Genomic DNA, 21,128 nt, shown 5'->3' on the forward strand with positions numbered 1-21,128 from the left:
TATGGACTTTCAATATGTCGGCAAACGGATGTCGGGTGAACGAATTAAAGGGAAAATTGATGCCGATTCAAAGCATCGAGCTCTTAGCGAATTAGAAAAACAAGGGCTTTTAATTACACGAATTGAAGAAACGAAACCGTGGAATAAAGATATTATTTTAATTAAGCGTGTAAAAAACAAAGACTTTGTTCTGTTCCTGAGACAATATTCCACACTGATTCATGCTGGGATTACCATAACGGATGCTACAAATACGATGTCAAAACAAACCGATAATTATGCGCTTCGTACGGCCTTAGATGATATGCTAAAACAATTAGAGCAGGGTGTCTCGCTATCTACTGCAGCAGAGAAACACTCCAATGTTTTTCCTAAACTACTTGTAAATATGATTCATGCTGGAGAAGTAAGTGGGAAACTAGATGAAATTCTAAGCCAAATGGCTGCTTATTACGAGAAAGAATATCGCAATAAGCAAAAAGTCGTCTCCGCATTGCTTTATCCAAGTGTGGTAGGTGTCATTACATTATTTTTAAGTGTGTTTTTACTAGTATTTATTGTCCCGCAATTTGTAACTATGTTTAATTCGTTTGGGGAAGAAATACCTCCGTACACGCAATTTATTTTAAGTCTTAGTGATTGGCTTGGCGTTTATTGGTGGAGCATTGCTCTCCTTATAGTATTACTAGTTTTTTTCGGGAAATATATGTTACGATATGATAGTTTTCGCTATCAGATAGATACATATAAGCTACGTTTTCCTTTTCTTGGGGTTCTTGCGCACAAGGGAGCACTGGTCCGGATGACGCAAACATTAAGCACATTGGTTAACAGTGCAGTTCCTATATTGGAAGCAGTAGAGATAACAGAAAAAGTTGTTGGGAACAAAGTGATACAAGAGGTATTGCATGATTCTAAGGAAAGCCTAAGTGAAGGTGAGTCGATCACAAAACCAATGAAAAACCACTGGGTGATTACTCCACTAATCATTCAAATGATGCAAATTGGTGAGAAAACAGGAACTTTGGATCAAATGCTAGCAAAAGCGGCTTCTTTTTATGAAGAAGAAGTAGAACAATTATCAAATAGAATTAAAACGTTAATAGAGCCGCTTATGATTATTGTTCTTACGTTCATAGTAGGTGGTATCATAACCGCTGTTGTTATACCGATGTTTTCTATGTTCGAAAATTTACAATAAAAATGTGGTAATTTGTAATTTTGTATAATATAATAGTACTAGGTAAATAGACGGATGCTATGAAGGATTATCTCTATTTGGGCACTTTGATAATCCGGAGCAAGTAGTGCAACCGACCTGACTGTGTTACTAAATATACATATTTAGAGAGGCGGGGATTTTTATGCTTACACGCATGAAAAAAATGTTGAAAAAAGAAAAAGGATTTACGTTGGTAGAGCTTCTAGCTGTTATTGCTATTTTAGCTATTATTGTGGCGATCGCTGTTCCTACGATTGGGAATGTGATTGATAATTCAAAAGCCGAAGCTACAACAGCGAATCAAGAGTTGGTTGAAAATGCTGCAAGGCTTGCTGATGTTTCGGGTGTTGGACCTGCTGATTCTGAAGCGGGTTATACAATGAAAGAACTAGTAGATGCAGGATTCCTAGACGTTGATCTTGAAGATTTTGAACTTAAAGGTAATGTGAAAATTACAACAAGCGATGATGGCGGAAAAACTTTTAAATACGAATAATTAATATAATTAAAATACAACAATGCAACGCCCTTGCCCCAAAGCAGGGCGTTTTCTTCAATTATAAACATCTTTAACATGAAGGAGTACATAAATGGAAAGTGTCATGATTCTGTTATTTTTTGCTTTAGGCTTGCTCTTTGGGTCTTTTTTTAATGTGGTCGGACTGCGGATTCCAAAGAAAATTCCTTTTGCGAATGACCGTTCCAGATGCCCAAACTGTGACCATCAACTGGCCTGGTATGATAATATACCGCTTTTATCATTCGCCTTACAGCGGGGTAAATGCCGATACTGTAGAAAACCGATTTCCACCATTTATCCAGTTGTTGAGGCACTGACAGGCGTGCTTTTTGCACTTAGTTACATACAAATTGGATTGGACAAGGAAATCGTTACAGCATTGTTGCTCGTTTCTTTGCTTATGATCATCCTTGTGTCAGATCTTGCTTATATGCTTATACCCAATAAGGTTTTATTATTTTTCTTGCCGTTCCTCGCTATCATACGCTTTCTTGAACCTCTGGAACCGTGGTGGGACAGTCTAGTAGGCGCTATTGCTGGTATGGTAATTATTGCACTAGTTATTATGATTAGCAGGGGCGGTATGGGCGCAGGGGATATGAAGCTTTTTGGTGTGCTAGGTATTGTGCTTGGGTTACAAGGCACTCTTCTAGCTTTCTTTCTATCCTGTATCATTGGAGCAATAGTCGGGCTGTTGTTAATCGTGCTAAAAGTAATCGACCGAAAGCAGCCGGTTCCCTTTGGGCCGTATATCGTGCTCGCTTCCCTGATAACTTACTTCTATGGTGAGAGATTAATAGACTGGTATATTACAATACTCTAATAAGGGCGTGACAGTATGGGATTTATGTCGAATGGCAGGGTTAATATCGTGATTACGAACCGAAAATTACGGTATACCTATCATAAAAGCAATAAAATGGAAGGGTTGCAAAAACACGGAGAGCTAGAGCTTCCTCCATCTGTCTTAGAAGAAGGCAAGATAATGGATAAAGCTTTATTTTCTGAGCTCATCAGACAGCTTGTACATGAGCATAAATGGAAAAGAAAAAAGCTTTTATTTGCGGTACCTGATGACACGGTCGTAATCAGGCAATTAGAAGTGCCAGCAGCTTTATCAAGAGAAGAAGCGAAAGGCTATATCGAGACACAGCTGGGAAATAGTATTTATTTACCTTTTTCCAATCCTGCTATCGCGATAGATTTTCTTGAAAAACAGGATGACAAGCAACATGTTTTACTGTTTGCTTATCCAAAAGAAAAGATAACGGATTATGTTGATGTTTTTGAACAGCAAGGACTGCGTCCCGTGGTGGCAGATTTGACCTCCTTGTCTGTATATCGGTATTACATGGCCACGAGGCAGGAAACAACACAACACCATATCCTTCTCGTTCACTGGAATGAAGATGCGCTTGTATTAACGGCCTTCAAAGAAAACAAGCCTGTATTTACAAGGAACATGAAAGTGGAACAAGCAACAGAGGAAGTAGATATTGAGCGAACTATTGATGAGTATTTAATTGAAATAAATCGCATCATTGATTTCTACCAATATTCCATTACAAAAGGGGATGCCCAAATAGAACTTCTTTTATTATCTGGTGATTATCCTGGTTTACCAATATTGAAACAAAGATATATAGAGTCAACCTTAGAGGTAGAGGATTTTACAAATGGCGAGCTACCTTCAAAATACACAGACGTTCTTGGTCTGGCAATGAAAAATGAGGTTTAAGCAACATGACTACGGAAATTAATTTTATTAAAAAGCAACCAAATAAGAAGCTATTCCTAATGCTTTCTACAGGTGTGTTTTTGCTTCTTGCCTGTTGTATATTGACCGCTTTATTATTCCAGAAAAATAGCGTGGAGAAAGAAATTTCTGCTTCTGAAACCTATCTAACAGGGTTGGAGATTAAAATTGCTGAGCAGCAACAAGACACTGCGGGAACAAGAGAAATGGAGCAACTGCTTAATGAGATACAAGGAATTAAAGGAGAAGCCACGCCTATAATACCTCTTTTCCACGTTGTGTACGGATTATTTGGTGGAGCCGAACAACTAGTAAGCTATGAAAATGTTTCTGCAAATTCATTTGTTGTGACAGCAAGTTATCCAAGTATGGACGATGTGGCAAAGTTTATCGCTGAGCTATCAGATTTAGCGTATGTGTCAGAAGTACAGTTAACGAGTGTCATCACATTGGAAGAAAACTATGAAGCTGTGTTAACAGTTCAATTGCAAGAAGAAATTCTAATGGAGGAGCTGGGCACACATGATGAAGTCATTGAATAAAAAGCATATATTTGTGTTGGTCGGCTCTCTAATTGTACTCGGCCTCGTATATTTATTAGGATATCAACTTATGGTTAAACCACAGAAAAGTGAAGCGGATAGTTTACATAGCCAGGTATCCATGTTTGAAAAACAAGTTACTGCCAGCAACGGTAAAACGGAAAAAGATGTAACGGAAGATTTTACGACTATTACTCAGTTGGTTCCTGATTATTTAGCAATGGATTCCTTATTACGCGAGATACAGAAGTTGGCAAATTCAAATGACATACGTATTGATTATATAGGTGCAATGAACGGAAATACGGAAGATACCGACGTTACGGAAGAAGAGACAACAGGGGTTGAGGAAGCTACCTATACGATGGAGGTCACTGGTAAAAGTGTGGAGAAAGTAAATCAGTTTTTAGATGCCTTACTTGAAGGGGAAAGATTAATTACAATCGAAACATTAAATTTGAACCAGGACGGAGATTCGTTATTTGCATCGATTTCCTTTTCTACTTACTATGCGGAATAGCCTCACAGAGGGCTATTTTTTTTAACCTTTTTTCACCGCTGCATCTAAGATTGATCAAGTTCTGTTTTGTGGTCTTTTTTCATACATTGGTCAATAGGAGGAGATACTATGCGAAACTATGCTATTTTAAGGCTATTGTTAGCGGGATTTTTGCTTTATTTTGCTTGGCCGGTAATTCCCTATGCAAACACGACAGTGGAAATGGTGTTTTGGGGAGGATGGCTCGGCTTTCTGTTCTTAGTTGTTGGAGCTAACTTTGCAACGTTTTTACAAATGACCAAACCACCAATTATGGAACAGCAAGAATCAGGGCGGCGCAAGTCCCATAATTATTGAGTTTCACTAGGAACAACTGTATAATAAAAGTTAAATATCGTACTAGTACAGTTGAAAGTTGGTGGGACACCATTGGCAACGAAACATGAGCAGATTATTCAGCATATCCTGTCCCTATCTGTTGGCCATAAAATTTCAGTCAGGCAGATTGCAAAAGAACTAGGTGTAAGTGATGGGACAGCATATCGTGCAATTAAAGAAGCAGAGAACCAGGGGATTGTTAGTACCATAGAACGTGTGGGGACCATTCGAATTGAAAGAAAAAACAGAGAGAACTTCGAAAGGCTTTCCTTTGCAGAAGTAATTAACATTATTGATGGACAAGTTCTTGGTGGAAAGACAGGACTACACAAAACATTAAATAAATTTGTTATCGGTGCTATGCAGCTTGACGCCATGATGCGCTATACAGAGGCTAACTCCCTATTAATCATCGGGAATCGTGTCGAAGCGCATGAATTGGCATTAAATGAAGGTGCTGCAGTATTGATTACCGGTGGATTTGATACAGAGGAACATATAAAGCGACTAGCAGATGAAAAAGAATTGCCGATCATATCCACAAGTTACGATACATTTACTGTAGCTGCCATGATTAATCGGGCCATCTATGACCAACTAATCAAAAAGGAAATTGTCTTTGTTGGGGATATTTTCACCCCTTATGAAGCATCTTGGTTTCTAAAGGCAGGGGACACAGTTGGCGAATGGTATGAGTTAAATGAACAATCTGGCCATACGAGATTTCCAGTTATTGATGATAGCAATAGGGTATTAGGAATGGTTACTTCAAAAGATGTGGTAGCCAAAGAAGCTAGTCTGTTAATCGATAAGGTTATGAGCAAGAACCCACAGGTCGTGCAGGCAAAAACGTCACTTGCCTCTGTTGCGCATATGATGGTATGGGAAGGCATCGAGGTCGTCCCGGTAGTTGACCAAGCCTCTCGTTTGCAAGGGGTTATCTCCAGGCAGGACGTTCTAAAAGCACTGCAGCAAATTCAGCGGCAACCACAGGTTGGAGAGACCATTGACGATATAGTGTCACGGACGTTAATTGATTCTGAGGAAGATAAACCGGTGTACCATGCAGATGTAACTCCGCAAATGACAAATCAACTTGGAACGCTCTCTAATGGAGTGTTTACTTCCTTAATCACAGAAGCGAGCAGTCGACTGTTAATGCATTACAAAAAAGGTGATTTAGTAGTTGAAAACCTCACCGTATATTTTTTAAAGCCAATGCAAATCGACAGCAAGCTTGTGATTAAACCAAAGTTGTTAGAAGCAGGCAGAATGTATGCGAAAATAGAAGTGGAAGTATACAATGAACGGAAAATTGCAGGGAAAGGCTTAATCATGGCCCAATTGATTGATCGTTAGTAATGTCCAAATTAAAAAGCTGACTCTATTCGTCAGCTTTATGACCTGCAGGATTTAACCGCCTGTATTCATTTTTATAATGTCTTGCTTCCTTAAACCCAGTGTAAAGTTGAAAACCGCCTAGTGCGAAGAATAAGATACCGATAAAAAGAGATAATTGAGTTTGATAATACACATATTGATTAACACCAAAGAATAACACGAAGCTACCTAGGCACATACGGGATCGTGCGTTAAAATAAACCTGTGTGAGACGATCCTTTGTTTTTAAGATCGCAACCTTGTAGTACACATAGAACACAACGGATAGGATGATAATAACCGGGAAAATAAACATGAAATCACTCCTAGAAAGTATGTATACGGATAAACCGTTTTACTTATTAAAATGCGACTAAACCAGATCCAGCCCGGTGGACTGACTGATGCATCTTTATATATTGTAACTTTTTTGTATCGGTTTAGCCAGAAAGAAATGAAAACTGTGGAGGTAACAAAATGTCGATTCAGCAAATTATAGACACAATTAAGGCCTATGACACTATCATAATTCATAGACACGTCCGTCCCGACCCAGATGCGCTAGGCTCTCAAGGTGGGTTAAAAGAAATCATTCAAGCATCCTTTCCAGAAAAAAAGGTATATGCAGTAGGAGAAGTAGACGCCTCCTTGGGATTTTTATTGCAAATGGATGTCATACCTGATGATACGTATAAGCAGGCACTTGTTATAACCTGTGATACAGCCAATACTGATAGAATAAGTGATTCCCGCTATAATCTCGGCGACAAATTAATTAAAATTGACCATCATCCTAATACAGATCCATACGGTGATCTACGCTGGATAAATACGGAAGCAAGTTCTACAAGTGAAATGATTTATGAGCTGTACCTACATGGAAAAGAGAAAGGCTTGCAACTGAATGATAAATCAGCAGCTTCTCTTTATGCTGGCATTGTAGGCGATACGGGAAGGTTCCTATTTCCGAGTACAACAAAGAAAACCTTTCAATATGCCTCTGACCTTGTAACGTATGATTTTGACAGAACGGCACTTTATGACGGAATATATAACGTTAAGCAGCATATTGCAAGACTCCGTGGCTATGTTCTCCAACGCTATGAACTATCACCAAATGGCTTAAGTACAATTAAACTAACCAAGGACAATCTAGACTCTTTTCAGGTGGAACCAGTTGAAACAGGGCAACTTGTAGGTATCCTAGGCGAAGTGGAAGGAATAAAAGCATGGGTGTTTTTTATTGAGGAAGAGGACTTAATCCGTGTAAGACTAAGATCTAAAGGGCCGATCGTAAACGAGATTGCCGCAAAATATAATGGTGGCGGTCATCCAATGGCTTCTGGGGCAACTGTATACAGCTGGGAAGAAGCAGAACAGGTTGTACAAGATTTAGAGGAAGTTTGCAAGGCATTTAAATCATAGACAGAACAATTAGGGGAAGCATATACTGCTAAGCCGAAATAAGCCAGACGAATTCGACTGTATCTGAAGTTCGAATACGTTTGGCTTTTCTTTGGAGTTTAAGTATAGTTACATTTTTCAGGGATGAGTGGAATAATCCAGCAGCCTTTTTGGGTTTCGTCATAGTGAACCCGTAGTTGTTCCTTTTCAATTCCGCGTTTTAGAATTCTAATAAGTTCGCGGGATTCAGCGTATGCAGTGTGGCCATTTCTTAATTGAGCTAGCTTTTCATCTCTCATTTTATAATAAGGCATGATGAGCATCTTATAACCATCCCCCTTTTAAGATTAGTATATGAAAAAGGATAGGTAAAAGGTGTCTCTCTCTTGATAATAAAACCAAATTGTATTCGGGGTGCTTCCTTTATCTCCAACATGAAGGTGGTTCGTCACGTTAAACTAGAGGTTAAGGCCCTGGCGTTCTTCACTTTGACTTTTAATTCACGGTTTCTGCTTCTAGAAAGACTTTGACTGTTTCAGATATAGTTAGTTTTCGAACGGTAAATTGGTAACGAAGATCATCTATGGTATATTCCTTATTTTCTATAGCTGAAATGAGGAGTTGGTCGATTTCGTCGACAATGGAGACACTTTGCCCCGTAATATGACTTATTTCATCCTTTACCAATTCTTCAAGTTTTGGAACAACTAGACTGTCCAATGAAATTTCCTCCGCATTTTCGATGGTTATATCTATCACCGAAACAGTAACGGGAGTTTTTAAGTTTTCCGTATCCTTTAAGAGTGCCTCGTTTTGATTTTTCAAGTCATTAACTTGGGAGGTAAGTTCAAGATTTTCTTTTAGCTGATTTTCATACATGGTGCCATACATAAAAATAAAAATAATGTATGCGATAATCCCGCCGACAAGTGCCCCTGCAAAGAAACGTTGCCATGTTTTCTTCTTATGGTAAGGTGGAATATGCATTAGGATACTTCCTCTTGGATGAGCCATTCAATGAGCATGACTGCAGTCTTAACGCCACCCATGGCGCATAGTATCAATACAATTTGTCGAAAGATATCCATGGTTGAACCATCAAAAATTCCTCTTTCAAAATTGCTAAGTGCATCAAATGTTCCCCCAATTGCTGCAGCGATTGCCCAAATACGCAGTTTTTTTGCAATAGTAGCGATAGCCGATAAAGGAGCATCCCCTGTAGCGAATTCCCCAATACTTCCGATAATAGATCCGCCTACCATTACACCAAAGGCGATAAAGAAGCAATGTATGGCAGTAGCGAAAAAACGTTCTTCCATGAAAACGACTCCTTCCGAAGGCATGTCCTTACCATTTTATGAGGAGATTGGAGACGTTATGATAAATAATCAGCATATACGTATGCATGTTCTATAGAGATTGTTATAATAGGAATGAGAGAATAGAAGGCGGGATACTATGTCATATACGCATTTGCAAGTTAGAAGTGGCTATAGTTTTTTTAATAGCACCATCACGATAGAAAAGTTAGTACAAAGAGCAAGTGAACTAAATTTTGATGCGATCGCGTTAACAGATGAGAATGCCCTTTATGGCACTATCCCTTTTTATAAGGCATGTAAGGAGAAGGGAATCAAGCCAATTATTGGGATGATCATACAAATAGAAGATGAAGAAAACAACCAGGAGCAATGTGTGTTGCTGGCAAAAAGTAATAAGGGTTATCAATCGCTTATTAAAATAAGCACCTGGATTCAACAACAAGACAAGGAAACGATCGATGCGGAAACGCTGCGCCATCTAGCGCAAGATGTTGTTGGGATATTCACGCTAAGTAACTCCACATTTAGAACACGTGTTGAAAACGAAACGTTTGAACAATTAGAGTCCTACATAAAAAAATGGGAGAGCCTCTTTGAAAAAGAAGACTTTTATTTAGGTATACAAGATATTCGAATTTCAAATGAAGAAAAAATGCATTCTGTTCTTAAGGCCCTAAATGAACGAGCTGGTGTAGCAGTTACTGCAATACATGACGTACGCTACTTACATGCACAGGATGATATTGTATTTGATTGCTTGCAGTCAATGAAAAATGGTGAGAGTTGGGAATGGGAAGGGAGCCAGAACGGTTCAGGCAACTCAGAGCGATATCTTACATCATCTGAGGAGATGGAAAAATCTTTCCATTCCTTTTGGCCAGAGGTTTTACTTGAGACAGAAGCGATAAAACAAAAATGTAATGTCTCGATACAATTTGGAAAGCCGCTGCTTCCATCGTTCCCAGTACCAGATCATACGGATGCGCAAACGTATTTAGAGACTAAATGCTTTGAAAACCTAAATAAGAAATATAACCCAGTTACAGAAGAAGTTAAAAATCGACTTGAAGATGAGTTACGCATTATTGCAGAGATGGGATTTAGTGATTATTTTCTGATCGTAGCTGATTTTATTCAATACGCCAAAGTTAATCGAATTATGGTTGGGCCGGGTAGGGGATCGGCAGCAGGTTCTTTAGTGGCCTATTTACTGGAAATTATCGATGTTGATCCGATAAAATATAACTTGCTGTTTGAAAGATTTCTAAATCCTGAAAGACGGACAATGCCAGACATCGATATTGATTTTTCAGATACGAGGAGAGATGAAGTAATTGAATATGTCCGAGGTAAATATGGAGATGACCATGTAGCACAAATTATTACATTCGGTACTTTTGCAGCAAGATCAATTCTTCGAGAAGTAATGAAGACGATGGAAATAGATCATCAGGATACAGCATATATATTAAAACATATCCCATTACAAGCTAAGTTACCGATCCCAGAGCTTGTAAAGCAGTCAGCGGAGCTTGTTTCCTATATAAAACAGTCTCCTCAATTAAAAACATTGTTTTCCATAGCGGCTAGATTAGAAGGATTACCACGACATGTCTCTACACATGCTGCCGGAGTTGTCATTAGTGAAGAAGCTCTTGTGGAACATATTCCGTTAAGACCTGGGACAGGCACCACAAAGCTGACACAGTTCCCAATGAATGAGCTTGAAGAGTTAGGACTGCTTAAAATTGATTTACTAGGTTTACGAAACCTATCTCTTATCGAGCGGGTAGTCCGGAGCATTCATTTTTCCTACAAAAAGCAGGTTGACGTACATAACCTGGAACTAGGAGATGCCAAGACTTTTTCCTTGCTTAGAAATGGAAAAACAAATGGCGTCTTTCAGCTTGAGTCACAGGGAATGCAACAGGTGCTACGTAATTTGCAGCCTACTTCTTTTGAAGATATTGTTGCCGTGAACGCCCTTTATCGTCCAGGTCCGATGGAGTACATTCCAACCTATATAAAGCGTAAGAATAACAAAGAACAGATTAGTTATCCGCATCCGGATTTAGCGCCGATTTTAGCAAATACGTATGGTGTCTTAGTTTATCAAGAACAGATTATGCAAATTGCCAATAAAATTGCGGGCATGTCCTTAGGCGAGGCGGATGTTTTACGGCGTGCTATTAGTAAAAAGCAGGAACATGTATTACAACAGCAAAAGGAAATTTTCGTACAAGGCTGTCTGCAAAACGGCTACGACAAAGCAGTTGGTGAGGAGATTTTTGCCTGGATTGTTCGCTTTGCAAATTATGGATTTAATCGTAGCCACGCTGTGGCATACAGTATAATATCCTATCAGCTTGCCTTCTTAAAAGCACACTATCCAGCTGCCTTTTTTACCGAGTTGCTGAGTTCTGTAGCCAATCAGCAGGAGAAAATGCATCAATATATTCAAGAAATTAAAGAGCTCGGAATACAGCTCGCAGCGCCATCTATTAACTTTAGCTTTGGTCGCTTTTCTGTAGAAGGTTCTGGTATCCGTATGGGACTTTCTTCTATTAAAGGGGTTGGCAATCAAGTTGTGCAGGAGATCATTCGTGTAAGGAAGGATGCCCCGTTTAAAGACTTGTTCGATTTTTGTCTGCGTGTGTCCCATAAAATCGTGAACAGAAAGACGTTGGAACTCCTTATTATGGCTGGAGCCTTTGATGAAACAAAAGCGAATAGAGCAAGTCTTCTAGCGTCAATCGATCGTGCGCTAGAGCAAGGAGAGCTTTTCAAAGAATTTCAAGACCAGCCGAGTCTGTTTCAAGATAAGATTGAACTCGAGGCAGATTATGTCGAAATAGAGGATTTTAGTCCGCTGAAAAAGTTGTCAGATGAAAAAGACCTTCTTGGAATTTATATATCCAGCCATCCTCTGCATACCTACAGGGATTCGCTTAGGAGAAATGGTTATTTGTCTATTTCTGCAGCATTAGCTCTAGAAGCTAAAAAAGAAATACAGTGTACCGTGATGATTCAACGCATCAAAACAATCCGCACGAAGCGTGGAGAAAATATGGCATTTCTTACGCTTAATGATGAAACGGGCGACATGGATGCAGTTGCGTTTCCAGAGCTATATCGAAACTCTATGAAATTAATGGAAGAAGAGAATGTGGTTATGGTTAAAGGAAGAGTGGAGGAGCGGAATGGAACGAAGCAATTACTGCTAAGTAACTTAACGTCTTTCGAAGAAGTAGCATTAGAGAAAACGGAGAAAGAAGAACGACTATTTATCCGTACAGCGGGCGAGGAAAATGAGGAAGACTTAAAAGCTATCCGGGAAATTGTGAAGGAGCACCCCGGTGCTGTACCCATCATTGTCTTTCGGCAAAAACAACGAAAATCTTACAAGCTTGATAGTGAATACTTTGTAGATCCCTCGTACAAATGCGTACAAGCTTTAAAACAATATTTTGGCGATGAAAATATTGTACTCGACAAATCAGCAAAATAAACTATACTTTACAGAGTTTTACCATCTGTTATAATGTAATGGTTAAGGGTGGTCTGACCACTTTACGGCAATTTCTACTGCTAACAAAGGAGCGATAATCTAATATGGCAAGCTTAAGAGACGAAGCATTGCATATGCACAAAGTGAACAAAGGGAAGCTTACTACCCAATCTAAGGTACCTGTTACAAATGCAGAGGAACTTAGTTTGGCCTATTCTCCAGGTGTAGCTGAACCTTGTAAGGAAATCTATGATCGCAAGGAAACAGTCTATGATTACACAATGAAAGGGAACATGGTTGCAGTAGTCAGTGACGGATCTGCTGTATTAGGATTGGGAAACATTGGACCAGAAGCTGCATTGCCGGTAATGGAAGGGAAATCAGTCCTTTTCAAAAGCTTTGCAGGGGTGGATTCATTTCCTATCTGCCTGGCGACACAGGATGTAGAAGAAATTGTTCAAACAGTAAAATTAATGGAGCCAACCTTTGGCGGGATTAATTTAGAAGATATCGCCGCACCGAATTGCTTTATTATTGAAGACCGGCTAAAGAAGGAAACGAACATTCCTATTTTTCATGATGATCAACACGGAACAGCAATTGTAACAGTTGCTGGATTAATTAATGCACTTAAACTAGTTGGAAAAAGTTTCTCCGATATCAAAGTCGTTGCGAACGGAGCAGGTGCTGCTGGGATTGCAATTATTAAACTTTTATATAATTTTGGTGTACGTAATATGATTATGTGTGATTCGCGTGGGGCTATATTTGAAGGGCGTTCCTATGGCATGAATGATATTAAAGAACGCGTCGCGACTTTTACAAATCAAGAAAAGAAAGAAGGCAGTCTAGAAGAAATACTAGAAGATGCCGATGTCTTTATTGGAGTCTCTGTTGCAGGAGCTTTATCAAAAGAAATGGTAAGTAAAATGAGTGATGATGCCATTATTTTTGCCATGGCAAATCCAGAGCCAGAAATTATGCCAGAAGATGCGAAAGCAGCAGGTGCTAGAGTAATTGGTACAGGCCGTTCTGATTTTCCTAACCAGGTAAATAATGTGTTGGCTTTCCCGGGGATCTTCCGTGGAGCTTTAGATGTTCGTGCGACTCGAATTAATGAGCGTATGAAAGTAGCTGCTGCTAATGCGATTGCTTCCTTGATTACCGAAGAAGAACTCAATGAAGATTATGTTATCCCTGGACCATTTGATTCCCGAGTGGCACCAATTGTTGCTAAATCAGTAGCGCAGGCTGCGATGGAGTCTGGTGTTTCCAGAATTGAAGTTGACCCAGAAGAAATAGCAGAAAAAACGAGAAGGTTAACGCAAATAGATAATAAATAGGCGGTAGAAGGAGTGGGTCAGGTCTGTGGCTATGTCATCGAAGCAAAAGGTATACCAGGGCGTGTTGCAGGAAATACGTCAATACATTGATCAACAACACTTAATGCCCGGTGATAAACTTCCTTCAGAAAGAGAGCTAGCTGATACACTGCAGGCAGGCAGATCCTCCGTAAGGGAAGCATTGCGAGCAATGGAACTGCTTGGTCTAATCGAGACAAAAAGGGGGGAAGGTACGTTTCTTAGTACGTATCGACCCTATCAAACTGTAGAGCTATTATCATCATTCATTTTAAAAGAGGCAAGAACAAGGGAGGACTTGTATCTAGCCAAGAAAATACTTGAGAAGGAAGCGGCAAAACTGGCGTTTAGCCGCATGAATGTGCAGGATTTGGACAAACTCGAACAGTTACTTTATGATCCAGTCATGGGACCAAACGATCGGCATGTTGCTTTCTTTAAATATTTATTTACAAAGTCGGAGAACCTATTGCTAGCCAGGGTTTGGCAGTTAATGGAAGAATTCTCCCATACGATTAACAAGCTATATTACAGCAAAGTATTTTACATAGAGCTAGTACAGCTGTATTCAACGAAAAATTATGAGTTAATTGAGCCTTTATTCGAGTCACTCGCAGTACAAGACGACGATCAATTTGAATAATTTTATTATATTTTTTATAAACGATTTGAATTCTATTAAAGACGTTCATAAAGCTGAGCAAGCTCGGCAAGCACTTGACAAGAAAATGGTATGATGCCAAGTGGTGTTGAAAAAGGAGGAATTACCTTGCTTAAAGATCTTTTTGGCAAGCGAAAGAAATATGCAACCATTCCAAATCACCAGGCGAAAACAGATGTGCCGGAAGGTTTAATGCAAAAATGCGATGGGTGTCATAAGATTTTTTACCGTAAAGAGATGAAGAAAAACTTAAATGTCTGCCCTAACTGCGGTCATCATCACCCACTATTAGCATGGGATAGAATTGAGTGCCTCTTTGATATGGAATCTTTTCAAGAATGGGATAAGGATTTAATTACAAGCAATCCTTTACAATTTCCAGGATATGATGAAAAAATGGAAAAGGACCGCTTGAAAACAGGATTGAACGAAGGCGTTATAACTGGAAAAGGCGTTATTGAGGGCCAACCAGCAGCAGTGGCTGTAATGGATTCAAGCTTTCGCATGGGAAGCATGGGTTCTGTAATAGGTGAAAAGATTGCAAGGGCAATTGAAAATGCTAGAAAAGAATCTCTTCCGTTTATCATCTTTGCTGCTTCTGGTGGGGCCAGAATGCAGGAGGGTGTTCTTAGTCTAATGCAAATGACCAAAACATCTATTGCAATCAAGCGATTCAGTGACGCAGGTGGTTTAATGATTTCCGTTATGACTCACCCGACAACAGGAGGTGTTTCAGCAAGCTTCGCCTCACTGGGAGATTATAACTTTGCTGAACCAGGTGCACTCATTGGGTTTGCCGGGAGAAGAATCATTGAACAAACGATAAGGGAGAAATTGCCAGATGACTTCCAAACGGCTGAATTCCAATTAAAGCATGGCCAGTTGGATAAGGTGGTTCATCGTCAAGAGATGAAAACCCTATTTATTACGCTACTTGACATGCATAAGGAAGGCGGCGAAATTTCGTGAAGCAAGTGATGGAATTTGAAAAACCAATTGTTAACTTAAAGGAAAAAATTGCCGAGCTGAAAAATTTCACGAAGGATAGTGAGATTGACTTATCAGAAGAAATAAGTACTTTGGAAAAAAGATTGTCCGTTCTTGAAGATGATATATATGGAAATCTTAAACCATGGCAGCGTGTACAAATGGCACGTCATCAAGACAGGCCTACAACGCTAGATTATATAGAAAAACTATTCCGTAATTTTATTGAGTTTCACGGCGATCGTTTATTTGGTGATGACGAAGCAATTGTAGCAGGTATCGCGTATTATAAGGACCGTCCTGTTACCGTCATTGGCCATCAACGAGGAAAAGATACAAAGGAAAACATAAGACGTAATTTTGGTATGCCGCATCCTGAAGGCTATAGAAAAGCACTAAGGCACATGAAGCAGGCGGAGAAATTTAACCGACCGATCATTTGCTTTATTGATACAAAAGGTGCTTATCCAGGAAAAGCTGCAGAAGAACGTGGTCAAAGTGAAGCTATCGCCAGAAACCTTATGGAGATGGCCGGGCTTAAAGTTCCGATTATATGTATTGTGATAGGTGAAGGAGGAAGTGGTGGCGCACTTGCCCTTGGGGTAGGAGATCATATCCACATGCTGGAGAATTCTACATACTCTGTGATTTCCCCAGAAGGAGCAGCCGCCCTTTTATGGAAAGATTCCGGCTTAGCACAAAAAGCTGCTGAAACAATGAAAATCACGTCCTATGATTTGAAACAGCTAAAGGTTATTGATAATATAATCCCAGAACCAAAGGGTGGGGCCCATAGAGATCTAGAACAGCAAGCAGACTATATGGACCATGTCATTGAACAATCGCTTAGCATGTTGAAAGAATACACTCCAGAGGAACTGTTAGAAAAACGCTGGGAAAAGTATAAGCAAATTGGGGACTTTACAACATTGTAAGGTTGGACTGTTCTTAGGTTATAATAATAATACTTAGAAGAGGTTGACTTTGAAGTCAACCTCTGATTACTTTCATTAGCACTGTGGAAACAGTATAATTAATTGCTATTTTTTCTATTTCCCATTATCTTTGATAGTGAAGAAATAATTAGCAGTGAGGACAGAGGTGGAACGAATATGAAAAGAATTGGTGTATTGACCAGTGGTGGAGATGCTCCAGGAATGAACGCAGCTATTCGAGCTGTCGTTAGAAAAGCCATTTACCATGATATTGAAGTATATGGCATAAAATATGGTTATCAAGGATTAATGGAAGGAAATATTGAAAAAATGGAAATCGGCTCTGTAGGAGATATTATTCACCGCGGAGGCACTATTATTTATTCAGCAAGAAGTGAAGAATTTAAAACAGATGCAGGCCAAGAAAAAGGCATTGAGCAACTTAAAAAGTTTGGAATTGAAGGATTAATCATCATAGGTGGAGATGGTAGTTTCCGGGGGGCTCAGAAGCTAACGGAGAAAGGCTATCCTTGTATTGGTATCCCAGGAACAATTGATAACGATATTGCTGGAACTGATTTTACAATTGGCTTTGATACAGCGTTAAATACCATAATTGAAGCGATTGATAAGGTTAGAGACACAGCTACTTCTCATAAACGGACTTATATCATTGAGGTAATGGGAAGAGACGCAGGAGATCTTGCTCTATGGGCGGGACTTGCTGATGGTGCAGAAAGTATTCTTATCCCAGAAGTAAAAGACGAATTTGATGAAGTGATTGAACGGCTAAAACGAGGCCATGATCGTGGGAAAAAGCACAGTATTATTGTCCTTGCAGAAGGTGTGGGCAGTGGCTTCGATTATGGAAAACGAATAGAAGAAACAACAGATTTGGAAACAAGGGTAACAGTACTAGGTTATATCCAACGTGGAGGTTCACCTACTGCTTCTGACCGTGTACTCGCAAGTCGACTTGGTGGCTATGCTGTTGATTTATTACGTAAAGGGGAAGCCGGGCGTATGGTTGGTATCCAGAATAATAAATTGGTAAACCATGATATTTTGGAAATCCTTGCACAGCCACATACTATCGATAAAGACATGTACCAGCTTTCAAAAGAATTATCTATATAGGAACATTAGGAGGTAACTAGAATGAGAAACACAAAAATCGTATGTACAATCGGACCAGCTTCGGAGACTATTGATAAACTGGAACAGTTAATTGAATCCGGAATGAACGTGGCTAGATTAAATTTTTCCCACGGTGATTTTGAAGAGCACGGAGCACGAATTAAAAATATAAGACAAGCTGCTGAAAACACAGGGAAAACAGTAGCTATTTTATTGGATACAAAAGGACCAGAGATCCGCACTGGGAAATTCCGTGATGGAGAAGCAGAGCTTATTCAAGGAGAAGAAGTATATGTTTCCATGAATGAAGAGCTTGAAGGTACTGCTGAAAGGTTCTCGGTAACTTATGGCGGTCTGATTAATGATGTTCACGAAGGCTCTAAAATATTATTAGATGATGGACTTATTGAATTGGAAGTTTTAAGTGTTGACCATGATAATAAAGAATTAAGAACAAAAGCCTTAAATTCAGGAACAATTAAAAATAAAAAAGGTGTTAATGTTCCAAATGTATCTGTGAATTTACCAGGTATTACAGATAAAGATGCCAACGATATTACGTTTGGTATTGAGCAAGGCGTTGACTTCATCGCAGCATCTTTTGTTCGTCGCCCATCTGACATTCTTGAGATAAAAGAATTGCTTGATACCCACAATGCTTCACACATTCAAATTATCCCTAAAATTGAAAACCAAGAGGGTGTCGACAATATCGATAGCATCCTGGAAGTAAGTGACGGGCTTATGGTTGCACGTGGTGATTTAGGAGTAGAGATACCTCCTGAAGATGTACCACTTGTACAAAAGCAGTTAATTAAAAAATGTAATACAGCAGGGAAGCCGGTTATAACCGCAACACAAATGCTTGATTCTATGCAACGCAACCCTCGTCCGACAAGAGCAGAAGCTTCCGATGTAGCGAATGCTATCTTTGACGGAACCGATGCAATCATGCTTTCAGGGGAAACAGCTGCAGGAATTTATCCAGTAGAATCTGTTCAAACAATGAGCAATATCGCAATAAAGGCAGAAACAGCGCTTAACCATGAATCAATTCTGAAAGATCGCTCTAAACATGTAGATATGACAATCACGGATGCAATTAGTCAATCTGTTACACATACAGCAATGAACCTGTCAGTGAGTGCGATTATTACTCCTACGGAAAGTGGTCATACTGCACGAATGATCTCCAAATATCGCCCGCAAGCACCAATTGTGGCAGTAACTTTTGCAGATCGTGTAAAACGTCAACTTTCTCTTGTATGGGGAGTACACGCTGTACCAGGAGAAAAAGCAAACTCTACTGATGAAATGCTTGATATTGCTATCGAAAAAGGATTGGAAACTGGCGTTGTAGAACATGGAAGCAGAGTAATTATTACTGCCGGTGTTCCTGTAGGACAAAGTGGCACTACTAACCTGTTGAAAGTACATGTGATTGGGGACGTTATCGCAAAAGGACAGGGAATTGGAAAACGCAGTGCTTATGGTAAAGCTATCCATGCAAAAAGTTCACAAGAAGCCATTGATAAGATGGATGATGGAGATATACTAGTAACATATGGCACAGAAAGAGAAATGATGCCTGCAATTGAAAAGGCCGGAGCTATTATAACAGAAGAAGGAGGACTAACCTCACACGCAGCTGTTGTGGGATTAAGTCTAGGGATTCCAGTTATCGTTGGTGTTAAAGATGTCTTTGATGTTATCACAGAAGGACAGGTAATTACCGTTGATGGTACAAAAGGGGATATCTATAAAGGCCATACAAGAGTCCTTTAATCCGTAAGAAAAAAGAAGGGGGAACCTTCTTTTTTTCTTATATTTTAAATTAAATTTATTTAAAAGGGAGGTACCGATATGCGCTGGTTGTTACTTAGCATGCTCCTATTATCTGGGTTGGAAATAGGAATGTTTATTTGGGTAGGTGGAATGATTGGCCCGTGGTGGGTGGCACTCTTAATTATCCTTACAGGAATTATTGGTGTTTCACTTGCAAAGCAACAAGGTATTGAAACATGGAACAAAGCGCAGCTGTCTATGCGTAATGGATCAGCCCCGACCCCTTATATCATTGATGGTATTTGTATTTTAATCGGTGGAATTTTTCTTTTTACACCTGGTTTTATTACAGACATCGCCGGTTTTATTCTCGTTATCCCATATACAAGAGCACCGTTCAAAGCATACATCGGTAAACTTATTACGAAGATGATGAGTAAAAACACCATTATTTATCGGAAATGGTAGTGGTAGGTTATCCTTTTGCAATGAATTGCCAAATCTTCTGAGGGATTTCAGCCTTATAAAACGCGTTAACAAGGATTAATAGTACAGGCGCAATAAGGAAGCCAAGCATGCCAAGCATTTGTACACCAACAAACAAGATAATAAGTGCTGCAAGCGGGTGTAACCCAATACTAGAAGCAAGTACTTTTGGTTCTAGGATCTGTCGTAAAATGACAATAATCATATAAATAACAATCAGGCCAATAGTTAGTGGGAAATTACCTGTCATATAAAGATAGAGAATCCAAGGGATAAATAGGATGCCTGTCCCAACATATGGCAAAAGATCCACACATGCTGCCAAGAAGGCAATGGTCAGTGGATGATCAACCTGGAGTACAATTAGGCCGATAAGTATGACGATAAATGTAATGAAGATAAGTGTTACCTGCGCTTTTATATACCCTGCAGTAGCTTTTTTTAGTTGAGTCATAATCCGTTGTCCTGAACTATTAATACGAACTGGAAGAAGGGATTTCATTTTCGTATTTAATAAATCCCAGTCATTTGTAATGATAAAAGAAGCCAAAACGATGAAGATAATAATGGTAACCGAATTTGGAAGTGTACTGACAAAGGCAGGTATGGATAACAGTAGCTGTTGCAGAAATTCTGCAGCAGCTATTGCCATATTATTTGCAAAATCCGTAACTTTTTCTTTAATTGTAATTTGCTGCTCCTCGTCTAATGTGTGAACAAGGGAAGCTAATTTTTGATAAAAGGGTAATAAGTAGCTGTTCGTAAGGTGGTCCAGTATCTGTGTGCCTTTGGCAAAGTAACCGGGAATCTTATCTGCAATAGATATGACACCATTAATAACTTCATTCACAATAAAAAAGATGAAGCTAATAAACGTAAAAAAGGCAGCAACAATGACGGTCAATGTTGCCGCAATCCGAGGAAATTTGAGACGTTTTTGTAAAAAAGTCACAGCTGGATGCATACCCAGTGACAGCATAATGGCAATGATTAGTGGATAGATGAATTTGGCAGTATAATGAAACACTAAGAAAATAATCGTACATAGTAAGATGACAATAAATAAGCGCAACAGTTGATAAGAAAGCTGCTTGTACATAAAATGACCCCATTCATTAAATTAATGACGTATACTTTTTATTTATGCTTCTAGGTGAAGGTTTAGACGTACCAGTTTAGGGCAATTTTGAATGGTGCAAATTAAGGAAGAAATTTACTTTTTTTAAAATTAATCTGTAATTTAAT

General features: G+C 39.3%; 22 protein-coding genes and 1 riboswitch. Of the genes, 17 read left to right on the forward strand and 5 right to left on the reverse strand.

Annotated elements, in window-relative coordinates:
- The first annotated feature begins 1 nt into the window (after position 1).
- The 8 genes from ACTWPF_RS07855 (at position 2) to ACTWPF_RS07890 (ending at position 6,276) form a co-directional block, all read left to right on the forward strand.
- Entirely contained in the window at positions 2-1,201 is a 1,200-nt protein-coding gene (locus ACTWPF_RS07855) for a type II secretion system F family protein (protein ID WP_443148902.1), read from the forward strand.
- A gap of 44 nt (positions 1,202-1,245) precedes the next feature.
- Positions 1,246-1,328, forward strand: a riboswitch (cyclic di-GMP riboswitch).
- Between the two features lie 36 nt (positions 1,329-1,364).
- Positions 1,365-1,718, forward strand: coding sequence for a prepilin-type N-terminal cleavage/methylation domain-containing protein (locus ACTWPF_RS07860; RefSeq protein ID WP_106897150.1), 354 nt, complete (start codon positions 1,365-1,367; stop codon positions 1,716-1,718).
- Positions 1,719-1,812: 94 nt separating this feature from the next.
- Positions 1,813-2,565: a prepilin peptidase gene (locus ACTWPF_RS07865; RefSeq protein ID WP_443148903.1), complete on the forward strand. Its 753-nt coding sequence runs from the start codon at positions 1,813-1,815 to the stop codon at positions 2,563-2,565.
- Between the two features lie 15 nt (positions 2,566-2,580).
- On the forward strand, positions 2,581-3,480 hold the full coding sequence (gene pilM / locus ACTWPF_RS07870) for a type IV pilus biogenesis protein PilM (protein ID WP_443148904.1): 900 nt from the start codon (positions 2,581-2,583) through the stop codon (positions 3,478-3,480).
- Between the two features lie 5 nt (positions 3,481-3,485).
- Positions 3,486-4,040 carry a hypothetical protein gene (locus ACTWPF_RS07875; protein WP_238020541.1) on the forward strand — a complete coding sequence of 185 codons (555 nt, stop codon included), beginning with the start codon at positions 3,486-3,488 and terminating at the stop codon, positions 4,038-4,040.
- Positions 4,021-4,560, forward strand: a complete 540-nt coding sequence (pilO, locus tag ACTWPF_RS07880) for a type 4a pilus biogenesis protein PilO (protein ID WP_443148905.1) — start codon at positions 4,021-4,023, stop codon at positions 4,558-4,560. Before ACTWPF_RS07875 ends, pilO begins: the two co-directional genes overlap by 20 nt.
- Positions 4,561-4,668: 108 nt before the next feature.
- Positions 4,669-4,896, forward strand: a complete 228-nt coding sequence (locus ACTWPF_RS07885; RefSeq protein WP_161465734.1) for a hypothetical protein — start codon at positions 4,669-4,671, stop codon at positions 4,894-4,896.
- A 72-nt stretch (positions 4,897-4,968) separates the two neighbouring features.
- Entirely contained in the window at positions 4,969-6,276 is a 1,308-nt protein-coding gene (locus ACTWPF_RS07890) for a DRTGG domain-containing protein (protein WP_238020538.1), read from the forward strand.
- Between the two features lie 25 nt (positions 6,277-6,301).
- Here the strand turns inward: ACTWPF_RS07890 and ACTWPF_RS07895 are convergent, their stop codons facing one another.
- Positions 6,302-6,613, reverse strand: coding sequence for a YtpI family protein (locus ACTWPF_RS07895; RefSeq protein WP_161465009.1), 312 nt, complete (start codon positions 6,611-6,613; stop codon positions 6,302-6,304).
- A 161-nt stretch (positions 6,614-6,774) separates the two neighbouring features.
- Between ACTWPF_RS07895 and ACTWPF_RS07900 the strand changes: the two genes are divergently transcribed.
- Positions 6,775-7,722, forward strand: a complete 948-nt coding sequence (locus ACTWPF_RS07900) for a DHH family phosphoesterase (RefSeq protein ID WP_443148906.1) — start codon at positions 6,775-6,777, stop codon at positions 7,720-7,722.
- Positions 7,723-7,820: 98 nt separating this feature from the next.
- Here the strand turns inward: ACTWPF_RS07900 and ACTWPF_RS07905 are convergent, their stop codons facing one another.
- The 3 genes from ACTWPF_RS07905 to ACTWPF_RS07915 form a co-directional block, all read right to left on the reverse strand.
- The gene (locus ACTWPF_RS07905; protein WP_161465011.1) at positions 7,821-8,024 is read right to left on the reverse strand and encodes a hypothetical protein; all 204 of its coding nucleotides are present in this window, start codon (positions 8,022-8,024) and stop codon (positions 7,821-7,823) included.
- A gap of 172 nt (positions 8,025-8,196) precedes the next feature.
- Complete coding sequence (gene ytrI, locus ACTWPF_RS07910; protein ID WP_443148907.1) at positions 8,197-8,688, reverse strand: sporulation membrane protein YtrI; 492 nt, start codon at positions 8,686-8,688, stop codon at positions 8,197-8,199.
- Positions 8,688-9,020, reverse strand: coding sequence for a YtrH family sporulation protein (locus ACTWPF_RS07915; RefSeq protein WP_036572123.1), 333 nt, complete (start codon positions 9,018-9,020; stop codon positions 8,688-8,690). Before ACTWPF_RS07915 ends, ytrI begins: the two co-directional genes overlap by 1 nt.
- A 139-nt stretch (positions 9,021-9,159) precedes the next feature.
- Between ACTWPF_RS07915 and dnaE the strand changes: the two genes are divergently transcribed.
- The 8 genes from dnaE to ACTWPF_RS07955 all read left to right on the forward strand — a co-directional run bounded on the left by dnaE (position 9,160) and on the right by ACTWPF_RS07955 (position 19,865).
- Positions 9,160-12,531, forward strand: a complete 3,372-nt coding sequence (dnaE, locus tag ACTWPF_RS07920) for a DNA polymerase III subunit alpha (RefSeq protein ID WP_443148908.1) — start codon at positions 9,160-9,162, stop codon at positions 12,529-12,531.
- A 104-nt stretch (positions 12,532-12,635) separates the two neighbouring features.
- Complete coding sequence (locus ACTWPF_RS07925; protein ID WP_036572126.1) at positions 12,636-13,874, forward strand: NAD(P)-dependent malic enzyme; 1,239 nt, start codon at positions 12,636-12,638, stop codon at positions 13,872-13,874.
- A 31-nt stretch (positions 13,875-13,905) separates the two neighbouring features.
- Positions 13,906-14,535 carry a FadR/GntR family transcriptional regulator gene (locus ACTWPF_RS07930; RefSeq protein ID WP_249226163.1) on the forward strand — a complete coding sequence of 210 codons (630 nt, stop codon included), beginning with the start codon at positions 13,906-13,908 and terminating at the stop codon, positions 14,533-14,535.
- Positions 14,536-14,661: 126 nt separating this feature from the next.
- A complete protein-coding gene (gene accD / locus ACTWPF_RS07935; RefSeq protein WP_106897136.1) occupies positions 14,662-15,522 on the forward strand; it encodes an acetyl-CoA carboxylase, carboxyltransferase subunit beta in 861 nt (286 codons plus the stop codon).
- Positions 15,523-15,530: 8 nt separating this feature from the next.
- Complete coding sequence (gene accA / locus ACTWPF_RS07940) at positions 15,531-16,475, forward strand: acetyl-CoA carboxylase carboxyl transferase subunit alpha (protein ID WP_249226162.1); 945 nt, start codon at positions 15,531-15,533, stop codon at positions 16,473-16,475.
- A 177-nt stretch (positions 16,476-16,652) separates the two neighbouring features.
- On the forward strand, positions 16,653-17,612 hold the full coding sequence (gene pfkA / locus ACTWPF_RS07945) for a 6-phosphofructokinase (RefSeq protein WP_106897134.1): 960 nt from the start codon (positions 16,653-16,655) through the stop codon (positions 17,610-17,612).
- A gap of 21 nt (positions 17,613-17,633) precedes the next feature.
- On the forward strand, positions 17,634-19,397 hold the full coding sequence (gene pyk / locus ACTWPF_RS07950) for a pyruvate kinase (RefSeq protein ID WP_106897133.1): 1,764 nt from the start codon (positions 17,634-17,636) through the stop codon (positions 19,395-19,397).
- 78 nt (positions 19,398-19,475) lie between these two features.
- A complete protein-coding gene (locus ACTWPF_RS07955; protein WP_443148909.1) occupies positions 19,476-19,865 on the forward strand; it encodes an FxsA family protein in 390 nt (129 codons plus the stop codon).
- A gap of 7 nt (positions 19,866-19,872) precedes the next feature.
- On the opposite strand, the gene ytvI is transcribed toward ACTWPF_RS07955, so the two are convergent.
- Positions 19,873-20,982 carry a sporulation integral membrane protein YtvI gene (ytvI, locus tag ACTWPF_RS07960; protein WP_443148910.1) on the reverse strand — a complete coding sequence of 370 codons (1,110 nt, stop codon included), beginning with the start codon at positions 20,980-20,982 and terminating at the stop codon, positions 19,873-19,875.
- Positions 20,983-21,128: the final 146 nt, after the last annotated feature.

It is taken from the genome of Oceanobacillus sp. M65, from assembly GCF_052246275.1.
Taxonomy (GTDB): domain Bacteria; phylum Bacillota; class Bacilli; order Bacillales; family Amphibacillaceae; genus Oceanobacillus_B; species Oceanobacillus_B jordanicus.